The sequence below is a fragment of the Daejeonella sp. genome (assembly GCF_046590655.1).
Taxonomy (GTDB): domain Bacteria; phylum Bacteroidota; class Bacteroidia; order Sphingobacteriales; family Sphingobacteriaceae; genus Daejeonella.
The window spans coordinates 1-26,608 of sequence record NZ_JBKJUM010000142.1; the positions used below are offsets into that span (position 1 = coordinate 1).

Consider the following 26,608-nt stretch of genomic DNA (forward strand, 5'->3'; position numbering starts at 1 on the left):
ATTAGCTATTTGGTTTCCCGGAAGAATGAAGTTAGATTTGAATTGATTTGCACCGCCCCCTTAGCCTTGGAGGGCTGGGGGCTCGAAGCCAATGACACAGTTTATTTTACAGACCCAATCGTAACTTGAACGTTTATCCTCAGACCTCAGACCTCAGACCACAATCGTCTCCGGCTTCGTACCCGTAATCTTATCTATTTTTTCCATAATGGCGTCTGTCAACAGCGGAACAATTTCCAAGGAAGTTAAAGTTTCCTTTAGCTGAGCCGTTTTCGAAGCTCCGAGAATAACAGTACTTACATTAGGATTTTTTAAACACCAGGCGATAGCGAATTTAGGCATTGAGGTATTGAGCTTGTCAGCTATAGCCTTGAGTTCATTGATTTTTTTAAGATTTTCCTCTTTTAACCAGCGGTCTTTAAGCCAGCCAAGGCTTTCCATTTCGAAACGGGTATCTTTTGGAGCACCATTATTGTATTTCCCGGACAATAATCCCGAAGCCAGCGGACTCCAGATTGTAGTTCCCATTCCAAAATTGCGGAACAGCATCAGGAATTCTTTCTCTAGCTTTTCTCTCCAAAGCATACTGTATTGAGGCTGTTCCATTACTGGAGCCACGAGATGATTTTTTTCTGCAAAATAATGCGCTTCCATTATTTCTGAGGCGCTCCATTCAGATGTCCCCCAATATAAGGCCTTGCCCTGCTGAATTATTTGATGCATAGCCCAAACCGTTTCTTCAATTGGCGTTTCCGGATCGGGACGGTGGCAAAAGAGCAGATCAACATGATCAACCTGCAGCCGCTTCAGAGCGTTGTTGGTACCCTCGAAAAGATGCTTCTTCGACAATCCTATCATATTGGGCTTCTTCTCTTCAGCTCCAAAAAATATTTTGCTGGAAACGATATACGAGCTGCGATCCCAATTCTTTTTTTTCAGGATCTTACCCATAACCAATTCAGATTTGCCACCGGCGTAACCTTCCGCATTATCAAAGAAATTTACTCCGCTGTCATAAGCGAGATCCATCAACTCCTCAGCAACTTTATCTTCAATCTGGCCCCCGAATGTCAACCAGCTTCCGAGAGATAGTGCACTTACTTTTAATCCTGATTTACCTAAACGTCTGTATTCCATAGTATTATAAATATTTGATATGTGACTATAATTTGATTAAAATTAGTCTTTGTATCCATAAAAATAATACTAATTAACGCTTACCTTAAAAACTTTACACAGGTCTGTATAATTTTATAAATTAAGCCTTTAAAAAGATTACTAATCGTCTGGCACATTAACTAACAAAATGCAGCTTACCCAACTGGAAATCAAAGGTTTCAAAAGCTTTGGCGATAAGATCACTATCAATTTCAATGATGGTGTGACAGCCATTGTTGGTCCAAATGGCTGCGGTAAATCAAATATTGTTGATGCAATACGATGGGTTTTGGGCGAGCAAAGTACCCGAATGCTGCGTTCCGAAAAAATGGAGAATATTATTTTTAATGGAACAAAGACACGAAAACCATCAAATCTTGCAGAAGTCTCTATGACATTTGATAACACCAGGAATATCCTTCCAACGGATTTTTCAAAAGTTACGATCACACGGAAATTATATCGTTCCGGCGATAGCGAATACCGGCTTAATGATGTTCAGTGCAGGCTCAAAGATATTACAGATCTCTTCCTGGACACCGGAATAGGTTCCGACTCTTATTCGATCATCGAATTGAAGATGATTGATGAAATCATTGCAAACAAGGATAACTCCCGCCGGGCACTTTTTGAAGAAGCTTCAGGCATTGCTAAATATAAACTTAGAAAGAAACAAACATTTAACAAGTTAAAGGACACGGAAGCTGATCTGAGCCGGGTCGACGATCTCCTGTTCGAAATTGAAAAGAATCTAAAAACCCTCGAGAATCAGGCAAAAAAAGCGGAACGCTACTACCGGCTCAAGGAACAGTATAAAAAATTTAGCATCGCACTTTCATCCTTTAAAATCATCGGATTCAGGGAGGCTTTGGCGAGGCTTGAGCTCCGTGAGCAGCAGCAGCTAATCGATGGTAATAGCATAATCACAGAAATTCGAAATCTCGAAGCCTTCCTCCAAAAACAAAAACTTGACAGCCTTAATCTTGAAAGGAACCTTTCTGTACAGCAGAAGGCAACGAACGAATTTATTTCTAAGATCAGAGCCTATGAAAGCGAGAAAAAATTGAAGAACGAACAGCTTAGGTTCCTGGAGGATAAAAAAAACAGACTCAGCGAAGAACTGGAAAAAGATCGAAATCAGCTTAACCACGTGTTTTATAACCAGAAGCGTTTAAACGAGGAACACTTACAAGAGACCGAAATCCAGACACAGGTGCAGGATACTTTGGCACGTCTGCATTCTGAACTTGATGTGCTCCGTACCACCCAGCAGAAGGATAAATCTGATCTGGACATACGTATCAGGGCAAACAGCGAATTTCAAAACGAGGTTTACAAGCTGGAAAAAGAAATCGCAATTTTAAATATCCAACGAGACGCGCTTCATCAGGAAAGCAGCCGAAATGTCGCTGATACCCAGGCGAAGGAAGGAGAACTCAATGAATTTAACAAAGCAATTAGCGATTTACAAGCCAATTTTGACAAAAAAGAACAAGATTTTAAACTAGCTAAAGAAAAAGAGGAGGAACTCAAGCTGCAAATTTCAAGCATGAACGATCAACTGAATCATGAAAAAGAATTGTTAAGCCAGGAAAGTAGAAAGCTTGATTCAAAACAGAATGAGTACAATCTAACCAGGTCTCTGGTAGACAACCTGGAAGGTTTCCCGGAATCCATACGGTTCCTAAAGAAGAGCGCTAACTGGACGAAACATGCACCGCTCTTCTCTGATATTCTATTCTGTAAGGAAGAGTATAGAATCGCCATTGAAAATTACCTCGAGCCTGTGATGAACTATTATGTTGTGGAAGGTCAGTCGGACGCTGTCCAGGCCATTCGATTGTTAAGTGAAGTATCCCGTGGCAGAGCCAGTTTTTTTGTTCTTGAAGCATTTAAATCGGTCCCGCAACGACCTACTGTAAATACCAATAATTCTGACTTGATCCCTGCATTGGAGATAATCGACACTGATGCTAAATACAGGCCACTTTGCGAAATGCTTCTCTATAATGTGTTCCTTATTCAGTCAGGCGAAGAAGAACAACTTATGTCAGGATTACCTTCAGATCAAGTTGTACTACTAAGCAAAACCGGAATGTTTTCAAAAACACGCACTGGTATGGCAGGTGGCTCGGTGGGCCTATTTGAGGGCAAACGTATAGGAAGGGCTAAAAATCTGGAGAAGCTGTCGAAAGACATCAGCTCAGCACAGGGTTCCATTTCCGAACTGAAAAACTCAATTGATGATAAAATGGATCGATTAAACAGCCTGAAGAATTCGTCACAAAACGAGTTGATCCAACAATTTCAATTTGAAATGAATCGTATTGGTAATGAACACACATCTGTCAAAACGAAGCAGGAACAGTATCTCGCATTTATCGAAAACAGTCAGAACAGAAAGCAAGACATTGAATTAAAAATAACCAAAATATCTAATCAGCTTATTGCATTAGAGCCTCATTTAATAGAATTGAAAACGACCAGGCAAATCAAGCAAGATCAACTTGCTGCTGATCAACAGAAGTATAATGAGTTTTCAGAATTACTCAGCTTAAAATCTGCAGCCTACAACCAGGAAAATATTAAATTTCACCAACAGCAGAACAAAGTATCTGGTATTTTAAAAGACCTTGAGTATCGGGAAAGTCAGCAACAAAGTTTAGAAACTCGTATTACTGCAAACAGCATGGAGCTTGAAACCACTCAGAACGGCATTCAGCAAGCCCTGCAGCATGCCGATAATACAGATGTCGACCTGATAGCTATGTATATACAGAAGGAGGAATTGGAAAAAGCTGTTCAGGAGTCTGAGCAAAGTTACTATGCTTTCAGAGGAACAGTGACCGAATCAGAAGCTAGTATCTCGGCCCTCCGATATAAGAAAGAACAGTCTGACGGTATCATTAACGAGTTAAAGGACCAAAAGACAACTATTAAATTGGAACTAAACGCGTTAAAGGAAAGATTGTCGGTTGAGTTTTCCATTGACATCTCTGATTTATTAGACCAGGAGTCTGATGCCGAGTTTCAAGCTGATTCCGAGCAGGGGCTGCGCGAAAGAACCGAAGGTATTAAACGTCAGCTTGATGAATTTGGAGTGGTTAATCCTATGGCAATGGAAGCTTACCAGGAAATGAATGAACGATATACATTTATACAAATTCAGAAAAAAGACCTTGCAGAAGCAAAAGCCTCATTGCATCAAACCATTAAAGAAATTGATGACACTGCTAAAGAAAAGTTCATGGAAGCGTTTATGAAAGTCCGGGAGTATTTTATTGAAGTTTTCCGTTCATTGTTTAACCAGGAGGATAGCTGCGACCTGGTCTTGGTGGATCCGGAAAATCCGCTCGAATCTGATATTGAGATTCTGGCAAGACCTAAAGGAAAACGGCCCGTTTCTATAAATCAACTTTCCGGTGGTGAAAAAACACTGACAGCTACCGCAATTTTATTCTCGTTATATTTATTGAAACCTGCGCCATTTTGTATCTTCGACGAAGTTGACGCACCACTTGATGATACCAATATCGATAAATTCAATAATATAATTCGCGAGTTTTCAGGACAATCACAGTTTATTATCGTATCCCACAATAAAAGAACCATTGCAAGTACTGACATTATTTACGGGGTGACTATGGCTGAACCGGGGGTCTCACGTGTGGTGGCGGTAGATATACGGGAAGTTGCGTAACGGATGTCCGAAGTCGGAGGTCTGAGGAAAACGCATAAAATCCCGCATCTGTTAACACATCGGACTTCAGACCTCAGACGCTCTTATAGCCGATTGGTTAGGCGTTTAGCCCTAACAACTATCAACCAACAACTAATAACTCAGTACCCCTTTCATCTTATAAATTTATACCTTTGTCAGGCAAGCCGTTCTATCGCCCCGTTTTAAACCAGGGAGGAAAGTCCGGGCAACACAGGGCATTCTGCTTCCTAACAGGAAGGATTCGTGAAATCGGAGACGGAAAGTGCTACAGAAAATAAACTACCTCAAACTTTCGGGTTGGAGGAAAAGGTGAAAACGTGAGGTAAGAGCTCACGGTCTTCCCGGGCGACCGGGATTACGGTAAACCCCAGGAGTTGAAAGACCAAATAGGTTCCGGAAGCGAAGCTGCCCGCTTACTTATGCCGCAAGTGCGGCATTATCCGGAATGGGTAGGTCGTTAGACTGAGCAAGTGATTGCGCAGCTAGATAAATGATAGAAGTCCGCCCTCGGCGGATACAGAACCCGGCTTACAGGCTTGCATTTTTAATAATAGAATAAAAGTCCTTCCTTCGGGGAGGACTTTTTTGTAAACATTTAGTAATCTTCAAACAATCCTTATATTCGCACTCATGTTCGCAGAATAAAAAAAAGGATCATTAAAAGCATATGGCAAAAATTTTAATAATTGATGACGAAAGGGCAATCCGCAATACCTTGCGGGAAATTCTTGAATATGAAGATTACCAGGTAGAGGATGTAGATAATGGTCCTGAAGCTCTGGAGCTTATAAAAAAGAATGAGTACGATCTGATTCTCTGCGACATTAAAATGAATAAGATGGACGGTATGGAGGTTCTTACAGAAGGGCTTTCAATTCAACCGGATTTGCCATTTATAATGATATCTGGACATGGTACAGTTGAGACTGCTGTTGAAGCAAGTAAAAAAGGTGCGTTTGATTTCATCTCCAAACCACCTGACCTAAACCGTCTGCTTATCACTGTCAGAAATGCCCTTGAGCGTAAGACCCTGGTAACCGAAACCAAGGTATTAAAGCGAAAAGTAAGTAAGGTTCGTGAGATGCTGGGGAACTCGGTTGCGATTGATCGTATAAAGGATACCATCGAACGGGTTGCTCCCACTGACGCCCGGGTTCTCATTACCGGTGCAAATGGTAGCGGCAAAGAACTTGTGGCAAGATGGTTACATGAAAAATCCAATCGTTCAAATTCGCAACTGATCGAAGTGAATTGTGCGGCTATTCCATCGGAATTAATTGAAAGTGAGTTGTTTGGCCATGAGAAAGGATCATTTACCTCAGCGATCAAGCAAAGGATAGGAAAATTTGAACAAGCCAGCGGAGGTACCTTGTTCCTCGATGAGATCGGTGATATGAGCTTGTCGGCGCAGGCAAAAGTGCTGCGTGCACTTCAGGAGAATAAGGTTACGCGTGTAGGTGGCGAGAAAGAAATTGATGTTGATGTGAGGGTAATTGCTGCCACTAATAAGGATCTCCAAAAAGAAATTGAAGCAGGTAACTTTCGGATGGACCTTTATCACCGTTTAAGTGTTATTCTTATACATGTTCCTCATCTTACAGAACGTAAAGACGATATTCCGTTGATTGCCCAAAATTTTTGCACTGAAATTTGCGACGATTATGGTATGCCAGTGAAAACGATCAACGAAGCTGCCATGGAAGCCTTACAGGCTATGCCATGGACTGGAAATATCCGTGAACTTCGTAATATGATCGAGCGTTTGATTATATTAAGTGATAAAGTCATAACAGATAGAGACGTACGTACTTTTGCAAATCCATCCTCAGCCGCTCCTGTCCTCGAAAATGGCGAAGCAGGTGCAAGCACTAATTTTGACAAGTTCACGAATTTTCAGGAATACAAAGATTTTGCTGAACGCGATTATATCAAGTATAAGCTTGAAAAAAATAACTGGAATGTTTCAAAAACTGCTGACGACATTGACATTCAGAGGAGCCATTTGTATAGTAAGATTGAAAAGTACGGGCTTAAGAGAGCGGAATAGAGTTGTAAGTTATAGGTTGTAAGTTATAAGTCGCGTAACTTAGTACTTACAACTTACAACCTACAACTTTACAGTGTTTTTATCTCCGCCACCAACTTCTGTAACACTGATTTCGCGTCCCCAAAAAGCATAGACGATTTTGGCTGGAAGAAAAGTTCGTTTTCAATTCCTGCATAACCGGGATTCATACTTCTTTTATTGATGATTACGAGCTTAGAGAGTTCAACATCCAGTACAGGCATGCCATAAATTGGCGAAGTAGGATCTGATTTAGCAGCGGGATTTACAACATCATTTGCTCCAAGAATTAAAACAACGTCTGTTGACGGAAATTCTTCATTGGCCTGTTCCATCTCAAGCAAACTTCCATAGTCGACATCCGCTTCTGCAAGCAATACATTCATGTGCCCTGGCATCCGTCCTGCAACCGGGTGGATCGCATACTGTACTTCTACGCCCTTGTCTAGTAATAGTTTTTCAAGTTCGTGACATACGTGTTGTGCCTGGGCGACTGCAAGCCCATAACCAGGAACAATCATTACCTTTTTAGCATAACTCATAACTACTGCAGAGTCACTAATACTGATTTCTTTGTAAGCACCCTGATCTTTGTTTCCACTTGCTCCTGCTGAGCCACCACCAAATGATCCGATCAGCACATTGCTAAGCGGCCTGTTCATAGCTTTACACATTAAGATGGTAAGAATGGTGCCAGCCGAACCGACCAAAATTCCCCCCGTCAGCATTACTGGATTGTTATATAAAAACCCACCAAATGCTGCTGCTACGCCAGTGAAGGAGTTTAACAACGAGATAACTACCGGCATATCGGCCCCGCCGATTGGTAGGACAAAAAACAATCCGTAAATAATGGATAAAACAAAAACTACGTAAAACAAGTCAGCTGCAACCGGGTCCGCCGAGATAATCAAATAAGCGGAAAGGGCTATGATCGCCGTAAAAATGAGAAGGTTTACAATGTGTTGTCCAGGAAATGAGAAGTCTTTAATACTACCGTTTAATTTGCCCCAGGCAACCATACTCCCTGCAAATGAAATCGTTCCGATGATCAGTCCGGCGAAAATAATGAGCAGTGAACCCCTGTCGGCATCTTGCCCTGCACTAAGTTGATGGACTAAATGATCAAATTCAACTATTGAGATCAATGAAGCACAAGCCCCTCCCATGCCATTAAACAAACTTACCATTTCTGGCATGGCGGTCATTTTCACATTTTTGGCCGCCAAAGTACCCAAAATCGTTCCTATTAATAACGCAGTAAATATCCAGACGTAATTACCCAGTCTAATCCCTTGCTCTTCATAAAGAAAAATAGTCCCAAGGATTGCGATGCACATTCCTGCAGCTGCGATCAGGTTACCTTTTCTTGCCGTCTCAGGATGACTAAGCATCTTTAAACCGATAATGAAAGTTACTGATCCAATGAGGTAACAAATTGTAAGTAAATCTAATTTCATTAGAGATGGTTAGGGGTTGGTTGCCTGCCTGCCGTCAGGCAGGTTGGTTGTTCGTTATTTCTTCTTTTTAAACATTTCGAGCATGCGGTCGGTAACTACAAAACCACCAACCACGTTTAGAGTACCGAGTATAACTGCCATAAATCCAAGGATGATTGCTATATAATTGCCGGCTTCTGCTTTACCAATTACAATGATTGCCCCGATAATAACTACCCCGTGGATGGCGTTTGCTCCACTCATTAAAGGGGTATGCAGAACACTTGGAACTCTTCCGATTACTTCGATACCTAAAAATACGCTCAGTACAACGATGTAAATCATTTGCTGATTAAGGGTGATCCAGTTTAGTGCGGTTTCCATGTTTGTTTGCTGTTTGGTTGCCTGCCTGCCCTCAGACAGGTTAGTTGTTAGAATTTCGTAATTCTGAATTAATCAAATCTTTAACTCTCTCATTACATATCTCTCCATTAAATGTAATACATGCTCCTTTAACGAGGTCGTCTTCGAAGTTTAGGTTAAGTTCGCCGTCTGCCCCGATAATTAGCTGCAGGAAATTCAAAATATTCTTTCCGTAAAGTTTGCTCGCGTCCGCTGGCATGGTACCCTGCAAATTGGAGTTACCTATTATAGTTACATTCTTATAAACTACAGTTTCCCGATCTTTGGTTTGTTCGGTGTTGCCGCCGCTAATTGAAGCCAAATCAATGATTAGTGATCCTGATTTCATAGAATCGAGAACACTATCGGGTAAAAGAATGGGTGCTTTTTTTCCGGGTATCTGAGCAGTAGTAATAATTACATCAGCTTTCGCGGCTACTTCGGCTATTCTGAGCTGTTGTTTCAGTTTGTAATCCTCGGTTTGCTCAACTGCATAACCGCCAGCCTCAGAAGCATCTTTAGCTCCTTCCACTTCGATGAATTTGGCGCCCAAACTCATAACTTCCTCCTTAACGGCGGGCCGGGTATCAAAAACTTCGACTACTGCGCCCAAACGTCTTGCTGTGGCGATGGCCTGAAGTCCAGCGACACCTGCCCCCAGTATCATAACTTTCGCCGGTGCAATGCTGCCTGCTGCAGTCATAAACATTGGAAAATATTTGGGTAATTGCATCGCTGCAAGAAGTACAGCTTTATATCCGGCAATATTGGCCTGAGAACTTAATACGTCCATACTTTGAGCACGTGTTGTCCGCGGAAGCATATCCATGCTGAAGGTTGTCAATCCATTTACAGCCCAATCTTTAATCAGCTGTGGCTTCGACAATGGATTGTACATACCTAAAATTACTGTCGAATTCTTTACAAGTTTAAGATCGTCGCCAGTTAAAGGGTGAATAGTCAGTAAAATATCTGATGCTTTGAGTATACTTTCCCTGGCACGCGGCTCCGCTCCTTGCTCTATATATTGTGAGTCCTTAGCAAAAGCTCTGTTTCCAGCAGCAATTTCAATCAACACATCGATCTTATGCTTTTTAAGCAGAGAAATATGTTCAGGAAGTAACGAAACCCTTGTTTCAATTAAAGGCTCAGATAAAATTCCAATCGTCATGAAAGCTTGCAGTTAAGTGGTTAAGCCTAAATTAGAAAAAAGAAATTGGTGAAGGGTAGCGAATCTAAAAAAATACATTAAGAGTCGTACGTTATAAGTTATAAGTCTGGGCGGATATGGTATAATATTATACACTATGTACCGGAATACACTTAAAATCCTATTTCGGCTTTGTATAATCCATAGAACGGGGCAAACGTATAACGTATAACGTACAACTTTCAACTCAAAAAGCTATATTTGCGCCTCAATGAAGCATATTCGTAATTTTTGCATTATAGCACATATAGATCACGGTAAAAGTACTTTAGCCGATCGTCTTCTGGAATACACAAATACAATTACACAGCGTGAGTCGCAGGCTCAATTATTGGACGACATGGACCTTGAGCGGGAACGTGGTATTACGATTAAGAGCCATGCTATTCAAATGGATTATGTTGAAGACGGACAACCTTATATACTAAACCTTATTGATACTCCAGGACATGTGGATTTCTCGTATGAAGTTTCAAGATCAATAGCAGCCTGCGAAGGTGCGCTTTTGATTGTAGATGCTTCACAAGGTATTCAGGCTCAAACCATTTCGAACCTCTACCTGGCGCTTGAACATGATCTGGAAATTATTCCAATCCTCAATAAGATGGATCTACCCGGTGCAATGCCCGAGGAAGTTAAAGATCAGATCATCGAGTTAATAGGTTGTAAGCGAGAAGAAATTATACCTGCTTCAGGAAAAACCGGCCTTGGCGTGCATGATATCCTGAGAGCTATTGTTGCAAGAGTTCCCCCTCCCAAAGGAAATCCTGATGGAGAGCTGCAAGCATTAATTTTCGATTCAGTTTTTAATTCATTTCGTGGAATTATTGCCTATTTCAAAGTGCTAAATGGCGAAATACGGAAAGGTGACAGGGTAAAATTTGTAGCAACCGATAAAGATTATATTGCTGAGGAAGTCGGCACTCTCAAACTCACCCAAAAAGCTAAGGATGTTATCAAAACCGGGGATGTAGGATACATTATTTCCGGAATCAAAGAAGCACGTGAGGTTAAAGTTGGAGATACTATTACCCATAAAGATAAGCCAAGTAAAGAGCCTATTAAGGGTTTTGAAGAAGTTAAGCCAATGGTATTCGCAGGTATTTATCCTGTTGATACGGATGAGTACGAAGAGCTGCGCGAAAGCATGCATAAACTTCAACTTAACGATGCCTCCATTGTTTTTGAACCGGAGTCGTCTGCCGCATTGGGATTCGGTTTCCGTTGTGGTTTCCTCGGTATGCTCCATATGGAAATTATCCAGGAGCGTTTGGAACGTGAATTCGACATGACGGTTATTACAACTGTTCCTAACGTTTCCTATAAGGCTTTTACTTCTAAAGGAATTGAGATCGATGTTCATAATCCATCTGACCTTCCTGATCCCAGTAAACTGGAGCACGTAGAAGAACCATACATTAAAGCGAACATTATTACAAAATCAGAATTTGTAGGACCGATCATGTCACTATGCATTCAAAAGCGTGGGACCATTGTCAATCAGTCATACTTGACTTCCGACCGGGTTGAACTAATCTTTGAAATGCCAATGGGGGAAATAGTGTTCGATTTTTATGATCGCTTAAAGACTATTTCAAAAGGTTACGCGTCTTTCGATTACCATCAGATCGGATACCGTCAATCAGACCTTGTTCGCCTGGATATCCTTTTAAACAGTGAACCTGTCGATGCCTTGTCCTCTCTCATTCACCGAACAAACTCTTATAACTTTGGTAAAAAGATTTGTGAAAAATTACGGGAGCTTATTCCGAGGCAGCAATTTGAAATCATTATTCAGGCATCAATCGGTTCGAAAATTATTGCCCGGGAATCCGTAAGGGCACTACGTAAAGATGTTACAGCAAAGTGTTACGGTGGTGATATTTCCCGTAAACGAAAGCTTCTCGAAAAACAAAAGAAAGGCAAAAAGCGCATGCGACAGGTTGGTAACGTCGAAATCCCTCAAACAGCGTTTATGGCTGTATTGAAGCTGGATTAACTTATTTTTTCGCTTTTCGCGATTAACGAAATAATAATGTGGAAAAGTCTAAAATGTTGATAAATTACTACTCAAAGAGAAATGCAGTTACTTGACGGAAAATTTGTTTCGGAAAAATTAAAGTTAGAAATTGCAGAAGAGGCCGCGCAGTTATTGCACAAAAGCGGCCGTAAACCTCATCTCGTGGCTATTCTCGTTGGTCACGACGGGGGCTCAGAAACTTATATTGCCAGTAAAATAAAGAATTGCGAAAAGGTCGGATTCAACTCTACCCTTTTTCGCTATGAAAGTGATATTTCGGAAGCAGAACTATTAAAGAAAATAGAAGAAATAAATCGGGATCCGGAAACAGATGGTATACTTGTTCAATTGCCACTCCCTAAACACATTTCTGCAGACAAGGTAACTGAACACATTTCACCTGAAAAAGATGTAGACGGGTTTCATCCCGTTAATTTAGGACGCATGCAGCGTAGTCTACCCTCCTTTTTGCCAGCGACTCCATACGGAATATTACTAATGCTAGCTGAATACAATATTGAGACCGCGGGCAAACACTGTGTAATTGTTGGGCGAAGCAATATTGTGGGATCGCCGATGAGTATCCTTATGGCACGAAACACTAATCCGGGAAATTGTACGGTTACGATTTGTCACAGCAAAACCCCTGATATTAAAAAATTTACCCTTGATGCTGACATACTAATAGTTGCAATTGGAAAGAAAAATTTCATAACTGCGGACATGGTGAAGGAAGGTTCTATTGTTATTGATGTAGGAATGAATCGTGAAACTTCCAGCGAAACCAAATCGGGTTATAAACTTTATGGCGATGTAGATTTCGAGCATGTGGCTCCAAAAACTTCCTGGATCACTCCTGTACCTGGTGGAGTTGGATTAATGACAATTGTAGGACTGCTTAAAAATACGTTAGCATCCGCAAAAAAAGAGATTTACTAGCTCACCAAAACTTCCAAAAGCTATCTTTAAATCCAATGTATATACCGTCATTCCGGACTTCAACGGGATATGTGATAACATAATTCCCTTGTCCAGCTATTCCGCGACCTGTGCTAAGATCAAATTCGTGTCGATGATAAGGACAGACTATTTTTCCGTTATTGCACCACCCCGAACTAAGATCGGCGCCCGCATGCGGGCACTTATTCTGGATGACAAATATCTTATCAGAAGTTTTGACTGCGCAAAGTTTCCGTCCAGACACTTCGATTCCTTTTACAAAATCGTTTCCATTAAGAACCTCGGGCGAGAATACTCTAAACCACTTCATATATGTGTCACTGCGATGTAGCAATAAGTATTAAAGACATGGCAGTACGCTAAACTAAGTATATTTGTATCCTAAATTACAAAATGGCACATTTAATCCCACCCGACGGCACCTTATTACCATTGATGGAAGAATTCTACACCATACAGGGCGAGGGATTTCATTCGGGGAAAGCAGCATATTTTATCAGGCTAGGCGGTTGCGATGTAGGATGCCATTGGTGCGACGTGAAAGAGAGCTGGAATGCCGAATTGCATCCCCTAACCGCAGCTGATGTAATTGTTCAAAACGCAGAAAAGTATCCCGGCAAAGCAGTGGTTGTCACAGGCGGCGAGCCGTTGATATATAACCTGGATTATCTTACCTCGGAACTTCAAAAAAGGGGGCTAAAAACGTTTATTGAGACTTCGGGGGCCTACCCACTATCCGGAAGCTGGGACTGGATTTGCCTTTCTCCTAAAAAATTCAAGGCACCGAGACGGGATATGAATCCCGTTGCTGGGGAATTAAAAATCATAGTTTTCAATAAAAGCGATTTCGCCTGGGCTGAAGAGCATGCCCGGCATGTATCAGAAAATTGCAAGCTATATTTACAGCCAGAGTGGTCTAAATCTGCGGAAATGACACCGCTAATCATAGAGTATGTGATGCAGAACCCTAAATGGGAAATCTCACTGCAGACGCATAAATATCTGAATATTCCGTAATTAGTATCAAGAACCAAGTATCAAGAACCAAGAACCAAGATGCTTAGCGAAAATTCCTGGTTTCATGAATTCAGGTACGGCGTGTAGTGCGTTAGGGATTGCAGCGGAAGTACTTTTATCTGCGAAGCAGGAAAAGATTGAAGGGGAAAGCCCGGCCCGCCCAAGCGGGCAACGCGCCAATAAAAATATATTAACTCAATTACCGCAATTTAGTCTTTGTCCAACGCAAAATTGGTGCACCTGTAAAAACATGATAATTTCCGTCCTATATCAAAAATTCAATCTTACCGTTTATAAAACAATTAGTAAAATTATCTTTAAACTATATTTTCTAACTTCGTTTTCCGGCTTTTATAATGAGAAATTTCTTTATATTATTTTTGTATATTCTTCCCAGCATTTGCTTTGGTCAAAAAGTAACTTCGTCCCAAAATAAGCTTGCGCAAAAATCATATGTACAGGCTAATAAATATATGGGAGATAAGGCTTATAGTATGGCTGTAACCGAATTAAAGAAGGCAATTTCCGAAGATGTGCAATTTACTGCGGCTTATCAGCAACTGGGAGACCTTTACCGCAGGTTGGGAGATTATCCAAATGCTGTAGCCAGTTATCGGAAAGTAATTGGAATTGATCCTGAATTCTACAATGCTACTTATTTCGGTCTTGGTGAAAGTGAATTGAACACAGGTGACTATGCAAATGCGATTGTGCACTTTAAAAAATACGCGTCTTCTCCAGGCTTAAGCGATGAAAGCAAAATAAAGACGGGGAAATATATTGCAGATTGTTTGTTCAGCCTGGAAGCCATAAAAACACCGGTTACCTTTAAGCCGGTAAATATGGGTGCAGGGGTGAATTCAACTCAGGATGAATATCTACCGGTCATAACCGCTGATGAAAAAAAGATCATATTCACGCGAAAAGCGAGTAATAATGAAGATTTCTTTACAAGCGCAAAAAGTCAGGACAAATGGCTGGCTGCCAAAGCACTGAGCCCGAACATTAATACATTTGAGTTTAACGAAGGTGCTCAATGTATATCTCCTGATGGCAATTATTTGTTTTTTACTGGATGCAATCGTCCTGACGGTCTTGGCCGATGTGACATCTACATATCTAAATGGGAAGGGTCTGAATGGAGCCGTCCATTTAACATCGGCGCTCCTGTTAATACCTCCGGCTGGGAATCACAGCCTTCAATCAGTGCTGATGGGCGTACCTTATACTTTGTAAGTACCCGAAATGGAGGAAGAGGCGGATATGATATATGGAAGTCTGACCTTATGCCTGAAGGATCATGGAGTGTTCCTGTAAATCTTGGGCCGGATATTAATACACCGTACGATGAGCAGTCTCCTTTTATTCATCCGGATGATCAAACCTTGTATTTTTCTTCGAATGGCTGGCCCGGCCTTGGCAATAAAGACCTCTTTTTTACACGTAAGAAAAATCCCGGGGAGGAGAAAACTATATGGGATAAACCGCAAAATCTCGGCTTTCCAATAAATACATATGGTGAGGAAAGCGGACTAAGTATAAACAGCACCGGAAATCTCGCATTTTTTGCTTCCGATAAACAAGGAGGTTCGGGTGGATTTGACATTTACTCGTTTGAGATGCCTGAAAAACTACGCCCAAAGCCTGTGACCTATGTGAAAGGATTAGTATTCGATCAAAATTCCAAGCAACCTCTAGAAGTCAAAATTCAAATTATTAATTTGAAATCGGGAGGATTTGCTTTCGACGATGTTACAGATCCAGTTACAGGTGAATTCCTGGCAACAATGACGCCTGGAAATTCGTTTGCATTGAATGTGTCAAAACCAGGCTACTTATTTTATTCGCAGAATTTCACACCCGACCTCAAGCAGGCAGTCAAACCGTATTTGATAGAAGTTCCGCTGCAGAAAATTGAGATCGGAGGAATGGTGGTTCTCAACAACATATTTTTTGAAACTAATAAGTTCGATTTGCTTCCTGAATCCAGAACTGAACTTGGGCAGCTAATCACATTTCTAAATGAAAATCCAGGAGTTTCAATTGAAATTGCAGGTCATACCGATAATGTTGGCGACGATACTTCGAATCAGGGTCTTTCTGAGAGCAGGGCAAAGACAGTTTATGACTATCTTGTCCTGAATAAGGTATCATTTGCAAAGTTAAGTTTTAAGGGCTATGGTGAAACAAAACCTTTGAACGACAATTCTACAGAGGAAAACCGGAAAAACAATAGGAGGACGGAATTTAAAATCATAAAAAAATAATATGGAACAAAACTTTAAAAATCACTCACGGATTGTAATTGGGTATCACGGTGTTTTATTAATTCTGCTAGTTGCGGGATTAATCGGCTCGGTGATGAATTTTTGCAGATCATTATACAATAACAACTTGTATTCGGCAAGTTTAATTATGTTATTGTTTGTTTGCGGCGCTATAATGTTTGCATTTGTCAGATTGTTCCCCTTAAAAGCCCAGGATAGGGCTATTCGTGCTGAAGAGAATTTTAGATATTATATGCTTACTGGTAAGCCATTGCCACCGGACTTGAGAATCGGTCAAATTATCGCGCTCAGATTTGCTTCGGACGAGGAATTCCCTGCTCTCACTGCCAGGGCTTTACAGGAAAATTTAACATCGAAGGAAATTAAGCAAGTTATTCAAAAATGGAAAGCCGATCATTACAGAGTTTAGTATAAACTTTACATATCGCACGTGTCTTTTTTGCTAGATTTACTTACATGAAAAAGAAGGCCTTAGGAGGTTTGCTATTATTCACTGCATTAAATGCTTTTGCTCAGTACCCTGAAGCAGTCATTACAAACGGATTGATTGAAGCAAAAATTTATTTACCTGACGCTAATAAGGGCTTTTACAGGGGGACCCGGTTCGACTGGTCTGGTGTGATCTCAAGTTTAAAATACAAGGATCATGAATTTTTTGGCCAATGGTATGCTACACATAACCCTAAGGTACATGATGCAATTCAAGGGCCTGTAGAAGCTTTTGATCCAATAGGTTACGATACGGCAACACCCGGGGAAACATTTATTAAAATTGGCGTGGGCACCATGAAAAAATTAAATATAGATCCCTATCGTTTTAACAGCCCTTTTGAGATAGTAAATGCTGGGAGGTGGAAAATCAGACAAAAGAAAAATAGTATAACATTTATCCATAAGTTACAGGATGCCAGCGGATATGCCTACACTTATATAAAAACCCTCAGGTTAGTAAAGGGCAAGCCAGAGCTTGTTCTCGGGCACAGCTTGAAGAATAGAGGCAAGAATGCAATTGAAACAAGCGCTTTTAATCATAACTTCTTTGTAATTGACAAACAACCCACCGGGCCTGACTTTATTATTTCACTCCCATTTGAAATAAATAACAAGGCTGTGGGAAGAAACTTAAAGTTTGAAAAAAACGATTTGATATATTTGAAGGAGCTTAAAATTGGAGAAAGTACGATGGAATTCCCGACTGGTTATACAGGCAATCGGGTAGAAGATTACGATTTTACTGTTAATAATTCAAAAACCGGCGCTGGTGTGAGGATAACTTCAGACAGGCCTCTCTCGAAATTCATGTTCTGGTCGGTTCCCACTACGCTAAGCCCAGAGCCCTTTATCAAGATTAAGGCATTACCCGGTGAACAATTCGATTGGAACATTAAATACGAATTTAAAATTAAAGAATAGCAAATGTCAAACAGAAGATCATTTTTAAAGGCCTCCGGAATAGTAGCTCTGGGAACTATGTTGCCGCAATGGGCTGCAGCAAAGCCGCCCGCTTATGCCGCTAAATATCCGGCAATTGGCCTGCAGGTGTACACACTCAATTTCTTACTCAACTCTCCGAACGCCGACACGCGCGCTGTATTAAAGCAGATTGCTGACATAGGCATTAAAGAACTGGAGACTGCCACCGGAGGCAATGGTTTGTACTATGGCCAAAAACCAAAAGCCTTCGCAGAAATGGCAAAAGAAGCTGGATTAAAATGGATTGGAAATCATATTGGCGGCCTTCCGCGCAATCCTACGGCTTCAGCTATTGCTGCAGGAAACGCTCGTCCACGCTTTCGTAATCTCCGTGACAACGTACAGGAAATTGTTGACGATGCAGCAGAAGGGGGCTGCGCATGGGTGGTTTGTTCCAGCTCTGCGATATCAACAATGGATGAAATAAAGCGTACAACTGAGGTGTTTGTAAAAGCCGGGGATCTGACCGCTTCCAATAAAATTAAATTTGCATATCACAATCACCAATCCGAATTCGACAAGATCGAGGGTGTGAGTGCTTTCGATTATGTTCTGACGAATACCGACAAGAAAAAAGTATTTATGGAGCTAGATCTGGCGTGGGCAACGGCTGCCGGGCAGGATCCTGTTGCTTTGTTCAAAAAATATCCGGGACGCTTCCCTCTTTGGCATGTGAAAGACCTTGATAAAACTACCGGGCGACCGTGTCCTGTTGGAACCGGTAAAGTTGACTTTAAGAACATCTTTACAAATTCCAAACTCTCTGGAGTTAAACATACATTTATTGAACAGGACGGTGCCAAAACCATTGATGATCCGGCATCAAGCGTTATATGGCTCAAAAACAACATTTATATGTAGCCCAAATTGTCCGGAAGTGTTGTCACGATTCAATTTCAATTGCAACAGGACAGCTTAAATAATCGCTTCTCGTACGCGAAGCAACTTCTTCAATAACTCCTCGAGACGGTCGAGATTAAGCATGTTTGCTCCGTCCGATTTTGCCTGGCCAGGATTCGGATGAGTTTCAATAAAAAGGCCGTCAGCGCCAACAGCGATGGCGGCTTTTGCAATGGTTTCGATGAGGGCTGGCTTCCCTCCTGTTACACCGCTGGCCTGATTAGGCTGCTGCAAAGAATGGGTGCAGTCCATTACTACCGGAACACCAAAGTTTTTCATTTCAGGAATTCCTCGATAATCGACTATGATATCCTGATAGCCGAAAGTATTTCCACGGTCGGTAAGTATAACGTTTGAATTACCAGAATCAATTATTTTATCAACAGCAAACTTCATCGATGCAGCAGAAAGAAATTGCCCTTTTTTGACGTTTATTGTTTTGCCAGTTGTTGCTGCTGCAATAAGCAAATCTGTCTGGCGGCATAAAAATGCAGGGATCTGCAAAACCTCTACAAATGCAGCAGCCATTTCCGCTTCATGACTTTCATGGATATCTGTAACGCATGGAATATCGAACTCCCGCCCAACTTTTGCAAGGATTTTCAAAGCGGTTTCATCTCCTATCCCCGTAAAAGAGTCCAGTCTTGACCGGTTGGCCTTTCGATATGACCCTTTAAATATTAATGGGATTTGCAGCTTATCGGTTATAGTTACTATCCGTTCGGCTATTCTGAGTGCAATTTCTTCACCCTCTATCACGCATGGGCCAGCCATCAGGAAAAAATTCTGCGTTTGGGAATGCTTGATTCTGGGGATATTACTTATCATCAATTTCCTAACTCCGATAAAAATTTAATACGCATTAATTGAACCTCTTCGCGGGTATAATCATTATCTCCCAACTCTGCAAGCGCATTGTCAATTGAATCAACCTCTGAACTTCTAAAGTAATCAAATACTTCGTCTTGCCTGTCTTCTTCAATCAATTCGTCGATATAGTAGTTGAGATTCAATTTAGTTCCCGAATTAACAATTGTCTCAAGTTCTTTCAGAATCTCATCGAATGAGATACCTTTAGCAGAAGCTATGTCTTCCAGCGCAATCTGCCTGTCAATATTCTGAATAATAGAAACCTTCAACGCCGACTTATTTGCGGCACTTTTGATAACCAGGTCAACCGGGCGATCGATATCATTCTCATCGACATACTTCTTTATCAAATCGATAAATGGCTGGCCAAATTTCATGGCTTTACCTGATCCGACGCCCTGAATTTGTTTTAATTCATCAAGCGAAACAGGGTAATGGGTACACATTTCATCCAGCGATGGATCCTGGAATATTACAAACGGCGGAAGATTTTTTTGTCTGGCAATTTTTTTACGAAGATCTTTCAGCATTTGCTGCAATTGGACATCCAAGGCACCGCCTTGATGCTGTGCATCTTCCACTTCATCCTCAGCTGTTTCCATCAAATAGTTGAGGATGAATTTCATTGGATGAGGATTGTCAATAAACGCCTTCCCAGACCTTGTCAGTTTTAGGAGGCCATAGTTATCGACATCCTTCTGAACAAAATTATTAAGTACGGCCTGCCTCATCAAGGATTTCCAAAGAATTTCTCCTTCAGCCTTCCCAGAACCGAACAAAGCCAGTTTGTCGTGCTCGTAGGCTGATATCTGCGCGCTATCAAGGCCCATTACAAAATTAATAATGTACTGGTCGTCAAATTTTTCACCAAAGTCACGGACGAGAGTTAATACCTTTAGCAACGGAAGTTCAGCGTCAAAGTACTTTTTAGGATGCCTGCAATTATCACACATATTATCGCATCCCGCTTCATTAAAATTCTCCCCAAAATAATGTAGAATCTGCTTACGCCTGCATACAGAAGATTCGGCATAGTCTATTACTTCTTTCAAAATCTGTGTACCTATTTCTCGTTCAGAAACAGGTTTATCTTTCATGAATTTTGTTAGCTTATCAATATCCTTTTGAGAGTAAAATGCAACACAGATACCTTCACCGCCGTCCCTGCCTGACCTACCTGTCTCCTGATAATAACCCTCCATACTTTTTGGAATATCATGGTGGATAACATAGCGAACATCTGGCTTATCTATACCCATTCCAAAAGCAATTGTGGCTACAATAACATCAACATCTTCCATCAGGAAGTTATCCTGAGTCTCTGCTCTGGTTTTGGGATCCAGCCCTGCATGGTACGGAAGCGCCTTTATTCCATTGATCTTTAGTGCCTCAGCCACCTCTTCAACTTTCTTGCGGCTGAGACAGTATACAATCCCGGATTTTCCAGCGTTCATTTTGGCATACCGAACTATTTCCTTTATTACGTCTCTCTTTGCACGTACTTCATAAAAGAGGTTAGGCCTGTTGAAAGATGATTTAAAGAGTAAAGCGTTGTTCATTTGCAGGTTTTTTTGAATATCCTGCTGAACCTTAGGTGTTGCTGTTGCGGTAAGTGCAATAATTGAGATATTATCTCCAATATTGTCAATTACCTGCCGGATTTTCCTGTATTCGGGTCGAAAATCATGTCCCCATTCCGAGATACAATGCGCTTCGTCAACCGCGACAAAGGAGATAGTAATACCTCTTAGAAAGTCGATATTTTCTGCTTTTGTCAGGGATTCGGGCGCTACGTACAATAATTTTGTCGCACCGCTCGTAACGTCCTCCCTTACCTTGGTAATTTCTGACTTATTCAAGGAAGAATTTAGAAAATGTGCGATACTGTCCGTACCTCCGAAAGCTCTTAACTGGTCAACCTGATTTTTCATCAGTGCTATAAGAGGCGAGATAACAATAGCAGTGCCGTCACTCATTAAGGCAGGAAGCTGATAACAAATTGATTTGCCGCCACCGGTTGGCATTATGACAAAAGTATCTCTTTTCTGAAGTATGCTCGTGATAATCGCTTCCTGGTCGCCCTTAAAGTTATCAAACCCGAAAAAGTTCTGTAAATTATCAAACAACGATTTATTTATTTCCATTGTACTGCTGGAAAAATTTGGATATGGGTCATATTAGTAGTCAAAATAACATATTTTTGCGATAAATTATCTTTTAGCTCAAAAAATAATCTGCTTGAAAAGTCCACAAGAAATATTAGAAATAGCAAAAAAAACACTGCAGATCGAAGCGGATGGTATTATGCGCCTTTCAACTCAGTTAAACGAGGATTTTCCAGAAATAGTACATCAAATTTTGTACCTAAATGCACGGGTAATAGTAACAGGGATCGGAAAAAGTGCAATTATTGCACAAAAAATCGTTGCAACTTTTAATTCTACAGGAACACCTGCTATTTTTATGCATGCTGCCGATGCCATTCATGGTGACCTTGGGATGATACAGCACAACGATCTTGTCATTTGTATATCGAAAAGCGGTAATACCCCTGAAATAAAAGTTTTGATTCCCTTACTTAAACAGTCTGATAATAAAATAGTTGCGATGGTGGGAGATACAAAATCATTTTTGGCTTCACAGGCAGATTGGATTTTAGATACCACCGTCGAAACCGAAGCCTGTCCCAATAACCTGGCCCCAACCAGCAGTACAACTGCCCAATTGGCGATGGGTGACGCAATGGCAGTTTGCCTGCTTGAATGCAGAGAGTTTACCAGCGCCGACTTCGCAAAGTACCACCCCGGCGGATCCCTGGGAAAACGTTTGTATCTAAAAGTGGGAGATTTGGCAGCCCAAAATGAAAAACCGCAGATTTCGCCCGAAGCAACAGTAAAGGAGGTCATCATCGAAATTACCAAAAACAGACTAGGTGCTGTTGCTGTTGTGGATGATGGAAAGCTTACTGGTATTATTACTGATGGAGATATTCGGAGAATGTTAGAAAAGAACAATAGTATAGATACCTTAAAAGCGAAACATATAATGAGTACTTCTCCAAAATACATCGATAAAGATGAACTTGCAGTTAACGCACTCGACGTGTTAAGAAAAAACAACATTACTCAGATCCTCGTAGGTACCAAAACCAAATTTGAAGGGTTTATCCATCTGCATGATCTTTTAAATGAAGGCATTATTTAAGGGTATTTAACGACTCAATGAAACCCGTATGAGCTTAGCGTCAGCAAACACCAAGGACTCAACAGAGCAATGTCCTAAACTCCATTAATCATAAAGAAATGTGAAATTAATATGCTTATGCACGATTAATTACTAACAAAAAATTATACTTAAATGAAAAATAGCTACGCTCTAATTATGGCAGGCGGGATTGGCAGCAGGTTTTGGCCTATCAGTCGTACTGCTCATCCTAAACAGTTTATTGACATCCTCGGTTTGGGAAAAACCCTTATACAGCAAACCTATGAGCGATTCCAAAAGATTGTTCCGGATGAAAATATCTTCATTCTTACTAATGAAATTTATGCCGATCTGGTGATGGAGCAAATACCCGGTATGGATAGAAGCAGGATATTATGTGAGCCAGTGATGCGAAATACTGCACCCTGCATAGCCTACGGATGTCATAAGATTCATAAATTGAATCCTAACGCGGCAATAGTTGTGTCTCCTTCAGATCATCTTATACTTGATAGCGAAGAATTCATAAAATGCATAAACAAATCGCTGAAAACTGCATCCGAAAATGACTGTTTAATCACCCTTGGCATTAAACCCTCAAGGCCAGATACCGGTTACGGTTATATTCAATACAATACCAAAAAGATTGAGGATGACTTCTATAAAGTGAAAACATTCACGGAAAAACCCAACCTTGAACTTGCGCAGACCTTCGTACAGAGTGGAGATTTCCTGTGGAATGCAGGGATTTTCGTTTGGTCAGTTAAGAACATACTGCGCGCTTTCCAAATGCATCTGCCAGAGATAAATGACATATTCAACGAAGGCGCTGCTGTATACAATACGGAAAATGAAAAGGAATTTATTCAAGCTGCATTTACTCAGTGCACCAATATATCGATTGATTACGGGGTAATGGAAAAAGCTGAAAATGTATATGTTTTGCCGTCGGAATTTGGCTGGTCGGATCTCGGTACCTGGGCATCGGTATATGATCTTGCCGAGAAGGATTATGTTGGAAACGCGGTGATCCCGGCCGAAAAGGTAATAATGTACAACTCATCCAATTGCATGGTTAATGTACCCCAAGGCAAAGTGGTGATTTTGCAGGGTCTACACGACTTTATTGTTGTGGAGGACAACAACACCTTATTAATATGCCCACGCGACCGTGAACAGGAAATAAAGCAGATTGTTGGAGATGTAAAGCAAAGGTTTGGTACAGAGTTTATTTAGAAGTCATTTTTTGCCTCACCGCTTCGTATAACAGTACCCCTGCAGAAACTGACACATTAAGTGATTCGATTTCTCCAAACATTGGAATTTTAGCCAGATGGTCAGCGATACGTATTAGATCGATGGAAATTCCATTCTCTTCTGAACCTAAAATGACCGCTGTAGGCACCGTATAGTTCGGTTTATACAGATAATCATTGGTTTTTTCTGTACAGGCAACCAACTGCAGCCCTGATTCCTGAAGATATTTAGCAGTCTTGAAAAGATTATCATGCCTGCAAACGGGAACTCTGTACAGAGCTCCAGCTGACGTTTTGACTGCATCCGGATTGATTTGCGCGGATCCCTTAGCAGGAACGATCAAAGCATGGACTCCAGCGCATTCGGCCGTTCGGGCAATGGCGCCAAAATTTCTTACGTCTGTAATACCATCAAGCAGCAGGATCAGTGGAACTTCACCCCTTTCATAAATGGCAGGAATTATGTTTTCAATTTCTTCATAAGTAATGGGCGAAATGAATGCAACTGCCCCCTGATGATTTTTAGGTATGAGACGGTTTAACTTCTCTACCGGCACTAATTGAAATGCAATATCGTTTTCCTTAAGTAAACTCCTTAATTCAAGAATAATCCCTCCAGTGAGACCACGCTGGATATACAAGTTTTCAATTTCCTTACCGCTTTTTATGGCTTCGATAACAGCGCGGATCCCAAAGACCATTTGGTTGGTTTCATGTGGCGAAGGATCGCGTCTTCTGTTAAAGGAGTTAGTGTTCATTGAGTTATATTTTAGAATCTGCAAGTTAGATATATTTCCATTCTAAAGGAAAATATACCGATCCAGGGCTTCTAATTTCAGAGTTATTAACATCTTAAAAAGTTATAAACATGTATTATTAGAAACCGTTAAGGGAATATTTTACGAGTTTTATAGAGTTTTTCCACATTGTATGTTCAGAGAAAACTGATTGAAGGCTTCGATTGCTCATAGTGTGTTTTGCTAAAAATATTCGGTGTGAAGAACTAAAAAATATACAGATTCTTTTTTGTATACTTTTGTTATCATGAGTTTAGATCAGGAACAGGATTTTAGCAGGGGGAATAAAAACACAATACCGGGGGAACGTAGAAACAGGCTTAGTACTATAGCCAGCGGGCTGGGGAAATTACCCCCACAGGCGCTGGATTTGGAAGAGGCTGTACTTGGAGCACTAATGCTCGAGAAGGATGCACTTTCTGCGGTAATTGATATTCTTAAACCTGACGTTTTCTATAAAGACAGTCATCAAAAGATCTTTGAGGCTATTCAATTCCTGTTTCAAAAATCCTCTCCAGTCGATATATTAACGGTAACGGCACAGCTACGTCAGCAAGGTGACCTCGAAATGATCGGGGGAGCATACTATATTACTGAGCTTACAAATCGTGTCGCTTCGGCAGCAAATATTGAATACCATGCACGCATAATTTCGCAGAAATTCATCCAGCGCGAGTTGATCAGAATATCTACAGAAATTATCAGCAACGCTTACGAGGATACTACTGATATTTTCGACCTTCTGGACCACGCTGAAAAGAATCTTTTTGATATAGCTCAAAACAATCTTCGCAGAGACTCGCGAAAAATGGATGATATTATCAGGGAATCTCTGGAGAATCTTGAGAAAATTAAAGATAAAGTTGATGGCCTTACCGGTGTCGCCTCAGGATTTACCGCTTTGGATAGAATAACATCGGGATGGCAGCCTTCTGATTTGGTAATCATCGCAGCAAGACCTGCTATGGGTAAAACTGCTTTTGTTCTGAGTTGCGCAAGAAATGCCGCAGTTCAATTTGGCAAGCCTGTTGTATTCTTCTCGCTTGAGATGTCCTCTGTTCAGTTGGTTAATCGTTTAATTTCTGGCGAAACTGAAATCGAGCAAGAAAAGATTAGGAAAGGACATCTTGCGGAGTGGGAATGGCAGCAATTGCATTCAAAAATCGGAAAACTTACAGAAGCTCCGTTATTTATCGATGACACACCTGCGCTTAATATATTTGAATTCCGGGCCAAATGTCGTCGTTTAAAAGCTCAGTACGATATTCAAATGATCATAATTGATTACCTCCAATTAATGCATGGTAAAAGTGACGGTAAAGGAGGAAACAGGGAGCAGGAGATCGGCAGTATATCACGGGCACTAAAGTCTGTAGCTAAAGAACTGAACGTTCCTGTACTGGCACTTTCCCAATTGAGCCGTGCGGTAGAAAACAGACCGGGAGGAAGCAAGAAACCTATGCTCTCAGATCTAAGAGAGTCTGGTTCGATTGAGCAGGATGCGGATATGGTGTTATTTCTTTACAGGCCGGAATATTACGGGCTTACGGAGGATGAGCAGGGTCGCTCAACAGTTGGCATCGGAGAAATAATAGTTGCAAAACACAGGAATGGCGAGACAGGAACGGTACCACTGCGATTTGTGGGAAAATTCGTAAAATTCGTAGATCTTGAAGAGGACTTTTCAGCTCCGGCTAATTCAAATCCGTTTGCCGGAATAGCTCCTTCACAGGATTTTGAGAAGCCTAACAATTTTATCATCCGCCCTTCAAGAATGGACGACATAGATGAAGAACCGCCGTTTTAAAATTGCAACTACAAAATAGTT

At 41.1% G+C, this 26,608-nt stretch carries 20 protein-coding genes and 1 other RNA gene; 13 read left to right on the forward strand and 8 right to left on the reverse strand.

Translation table 11 applies throughout. The annotated features are described in order from the left end of the window. Positions 1 to 153 precede the first annotated feature (153 nt). The gene (locus ACLL8Z_RS13165; protein WP_411275247.1) at positions 154 to 1,137 is read right to left on the reverse strand and encodes a potassium channel beta subunit family protein; all 984 of its coding nucleotides are present in this window, start codon (positions 1,135 to 1,137) and stop codon (positions 154 to 156) included. Between the two features lie 169 nt (positions 1,138 to 1,306). Between ACLL8Z_RS13165 and smc the strand changes: the two genes are divergently transcribed. The 3 genes from smc (at position 1,307) to ACLL8Z_RS13180 (ending at position 6,926) form a co-directional block, all read left to right on the forward strand. Further along, positions 1,307 to 4,858 carry a chromosome segregation protein SMC gene (gene smc / locus ACLL8Z_RS13170; protein ID WP_411275248.1) on the forward strand — a complete coding sequence of 1,184 codons (3,552 nt, stop codon included), beginning with the start codon at positions 1,307 to 1,309 and terminating at the stop codon, positions 4,856 to 4,858. 177 nt (positions 4,859 to 5,035) lie between these two features. Next, an RNA gene (gene rnpB / locus ACLL8Z_RS13175) (RNase P RNA component class A) lies at positions 5,036 to 5,426 on the forward strand. Positions 5,427 to 5,546: 120 nt separating this feature from the next. Then, a complete protein-coding gene (locus ACLL8Z_RS13180) occupies positions 5,547 to 6,926 on the forward strand; it encodes a sigma-54-dependent transcriptional regulator (RefSeq protein ID WP_411275249.1) in 1,380 nt (459 codons plus the stop codon). Between the two features lie 68 nt (positions 6,927 to 6,994). Here ACLL8Z_RS13180 and ACLL8Z_RS13185 read toward each other — a convergent pair whose 3' ends face one another. From ACLL8Z_RS13185 to ACLL8Z_RS13195, 3 genes are read right to left on the reverse strand one after another with little or no spacing between them, the layout of a single operon-like run. After that, on the reverse strand, positions 6,995 to 8,404 hold the full coding sequence (locus ACLL8Z_RS13185; RefSeq protein WP_411275250.1) for an NAD(P)(+) transhydrogenase (Re/Si-specific) subunit beta: 1,410 nt from the start codon (positions 8,402 to 8,404) through the stop codon (positions 6,995 to 6,997). 54 nt (positions 8,405 to 8,458) lie between these two features. Further along, a complete protein-coding gene (locus ACLL8Z_RS13190) occupies positions 8,459 to 8,767 on the reverse strand; it encodes an NAD(P) transhydrogenase subunit alpha (protein WP_411275251.1) in 309 nt (102 codons plus the stop codon). Positions 8,768 to 8,807: 40 nt separating this feature from the next. Next, the gene (locus ACLL8Z_RS13195; RefSeq protein WP_411275252.1) at positions 8,808 to 9,956 is read right to left on the reverse strand and encodes an NAD(P) transhydrogenase subunit alpha; all 1,149 of its coding nucleotides are present in this window, start codon (positions 9,954 to 9,956) and stop codon (positions 8,808 to 8,810) included. A gap of 250 nt (positions 9,957 to 10,206) precedes the next feature. On the opposite strand from ACLL8Z_RS13195, the gene lepA reads away from it, so the two are divergent. Both lepA and ACLL8Z_RS13205 read left to right on the forward strand, forming a co-directional pair. Beyond that, positions 10,207 to 11,994 carry a translation elongation factor 4 gene (gene lepA, locus ACLL8Z_RS13200; RefSeq protein ID WP_411275253.1) on the forward strand — a complete coding sequence of 596 codons (1,788 nt, stop codon included), beginning with the start codon at positions 10,207 to 10,209 and terminating at the stop codon, positions 11,992 to 11,994. An 81-nt stretch (positions 11,995 to 12,075) separates the two neighbouring features. Then, positions 12,076 to 12,954, forward strand: a complete 879-nt coding sequence (locus tag ACLL8Z_RS13205) for a bifunctional 5,10-methylenetetrahydrofolate dehydrogenase/5,10-methenyltetrahydrofolate cyclohydrolase (RefSeq protein ID WP_411275254.1) — start codon at positions 12,076 to 12,078, stop codon at positions 12,952 to 12,954. 1 nt (position 12,955) lies between these two features. Here ACLL8Z_RS13205 and ACLL8Z_RS13210 read toward each other — a convergent pair whose 3' ends face one another. Beyond that, positions 12,956 to 13,285, reverse strand: a complete 330-nt coding sequence (locus ACLL8Z_RS13210; RefSeq protein ID WP_411275255.1) for a Rieske (2Fe-2S) protein — start codon at positions 13,283 to 13,285, stop codon at positions 12,956 to 12,958. Positions 13,286 to 13,368: 83 nt separating this feature from the next. Here ACLL8Z_RS13210 and ACLL8Z_RS13215 point away from each other — a divergent pair, with 83 nt between their 5' ends. The 5 genes from ACLL8Z_RS13215 to ACLL8Z_RS13235 all read left to right on the forward strand — a co-directional run bounded on the left by ACLL8Z_RS13215 (position 13,369) and on the right by ACLL8Z_RS13235 (position 18,614). Further along, the gene (locus tag ACLL8Z_RS13215) at positions 13,369 to 13,992 is read left to right on the forward strand and encodes a 7-carboxy-7-deazaguanine synthase QueE (protein ID WP_411275256.1); all 624 of its coding nucleotides are present in this window, start codon (positions 13,369 to 13,371) and stop codon (positions 13,990 to 13,992) included. A 356-nt stretch (positions 13,993 to 14,348) separates the two neighbouring features. Further along, complete coding sequence (locus ACLL8Z_RS13220; RefSeq protein WP_411275257.1) at positions 14,349 to 16,259, forward strand: OmpA family protein; 1,911 nt, start codon at positions 14,349 to 14,351, stop codon at positions 16,257 to 16,259. Position 16,260: 1 nt separating this feature from the next. After that, complete coding sequence (locus tag ACLL8Z_RS13225; protein WP_411275258.1) at positions 16,261 to 16,689, forward strand: DUF6526 family protein; 429 nt, start codon at positions 16,261 to 16,263, stop codon at positions 16,687 to 16,689. Between the two features lie 47 nt (positions 16,690 to 16,736). Then, a complete protein-coding gene (locus tag ACLL8Z_RS13230) occupies positions 16,737 to 17,693 on the forward strand; it encodes a hypothetical protein (protein ID WP_411275259.1) in 957 nt (318 codons plus the stop codon). Positions 17,694 to 17,696: 3 nt separating this feature from the next. After that, positions 17,697 to 18,614, forward strand: coding sequence for a sugar phosphate isomerase/epimerase family protein (locus ACLL8Z_RS13235; RefSeq protein ID WP_411275260.1), 918 nt, complete (start codon positions 17,697 to 17,699; stop codon positions 18,612 to 18,614). 54 nt (positions 18,615 to 18,668) lie between these two features. Here ACLL8Z_RS13235 and kdsA read toward each other — a convergent pair whose 3' ends face one another. After that, positions 18,669 to 19,481: a 3-deoxy-8-phosphooctulonate synthase gene (gene kdsA, locus ACLL8Z_RS13240; protein ID WP_411275261.1), complete on the reverse strand. Its 813-nt coding sequence runs from the start codon at positions 19,479 to 19,481 to the stop codon at positions 18,669 to 18,671. Then, positions 19,481 to 21,667 carry a DNA helicase RecQ gene (gene recQ / locus ACLL8Z_RS13245; protein WP_411275262.1) on the reverse strand — a complete coding sequence of 729 codons (2,187 nt, stop codon included), beginning with the start codon at positions 21,665 to 21,667 and terminating at the stop codon, positions 19,481 to 19,483. The genes kdsA and recQ overlap by 1 nt, the downstream gene beginning before the upstream one ends. A 94-nt stretch (positions 21,668 to 21,761) precedes the next feature. Between recQ and ACLL8Z_RS13250 the strand changes: the two genes are divergently transcribed. Together ACLL8Z_RS13250 and ACLL8Z_RS13255 are read left to right on the forward strand one after the other, a co-directional pair. Further along, positions 21,762 to 22,727 carry an SIS domain-containing protein gene (locus tag ACLL8Z_RS13250; RefSeq protein WP_411275263.1) on the forward strand — a complete coding sequence of 322 codons (966 nt, stop codon included), beginning with the start codon at positions 21,762 to 21,764 and terminating at the stop codon, positions 22,725 to 22,727. 153 nt (positions 22,728 to 22,880) lie between these two features. Then, a complete protein-coding gene (locus tag ACLL8Z_RS13255; protein WP_411275264.1) occupies positions 22,881 to 23,963 on the forward strand; it encodes a mannose-1-phosphate guanylyltransferase in 1,083 nt (360 codons plus the stop codon). Here the strand turns inward: ACLL8Z_RS13255 and rlmB are convergent. Beyond that, entirely contained in the window at positions 23,956 to 24,741 is a 786-nt protein-coding gene (rlmB, locus tag ACLL8Z_RS13260; protein ID WP_411275265.1) for a 23S rRNA (guanosine(2251)-2'-O)-methyltransferase RlmB, read from the reverse strand. The genes ACLL8Z_RS13255 and rlmB overlap by 8 nt on opposite strands. Positions 24,742 to 25,027: 286 nt before the next feature. Between rlmB and dnaB the strand changes: the two genes are divergently transcribed. Beyond that, positions 25,028 to 26,587, forward strand: a complete 1,560-nt coding sequence (gene dnaB, locus ACLL8Z_RS13265) for a replicative DNA helicase (protein ID WP_411275266.1) — start codon at positions 25,028 to 25,030, stop codon at positions 26,585 to 26,587. Positions 26,588 to 26,608: the final 21 nt, after the last annotated feature.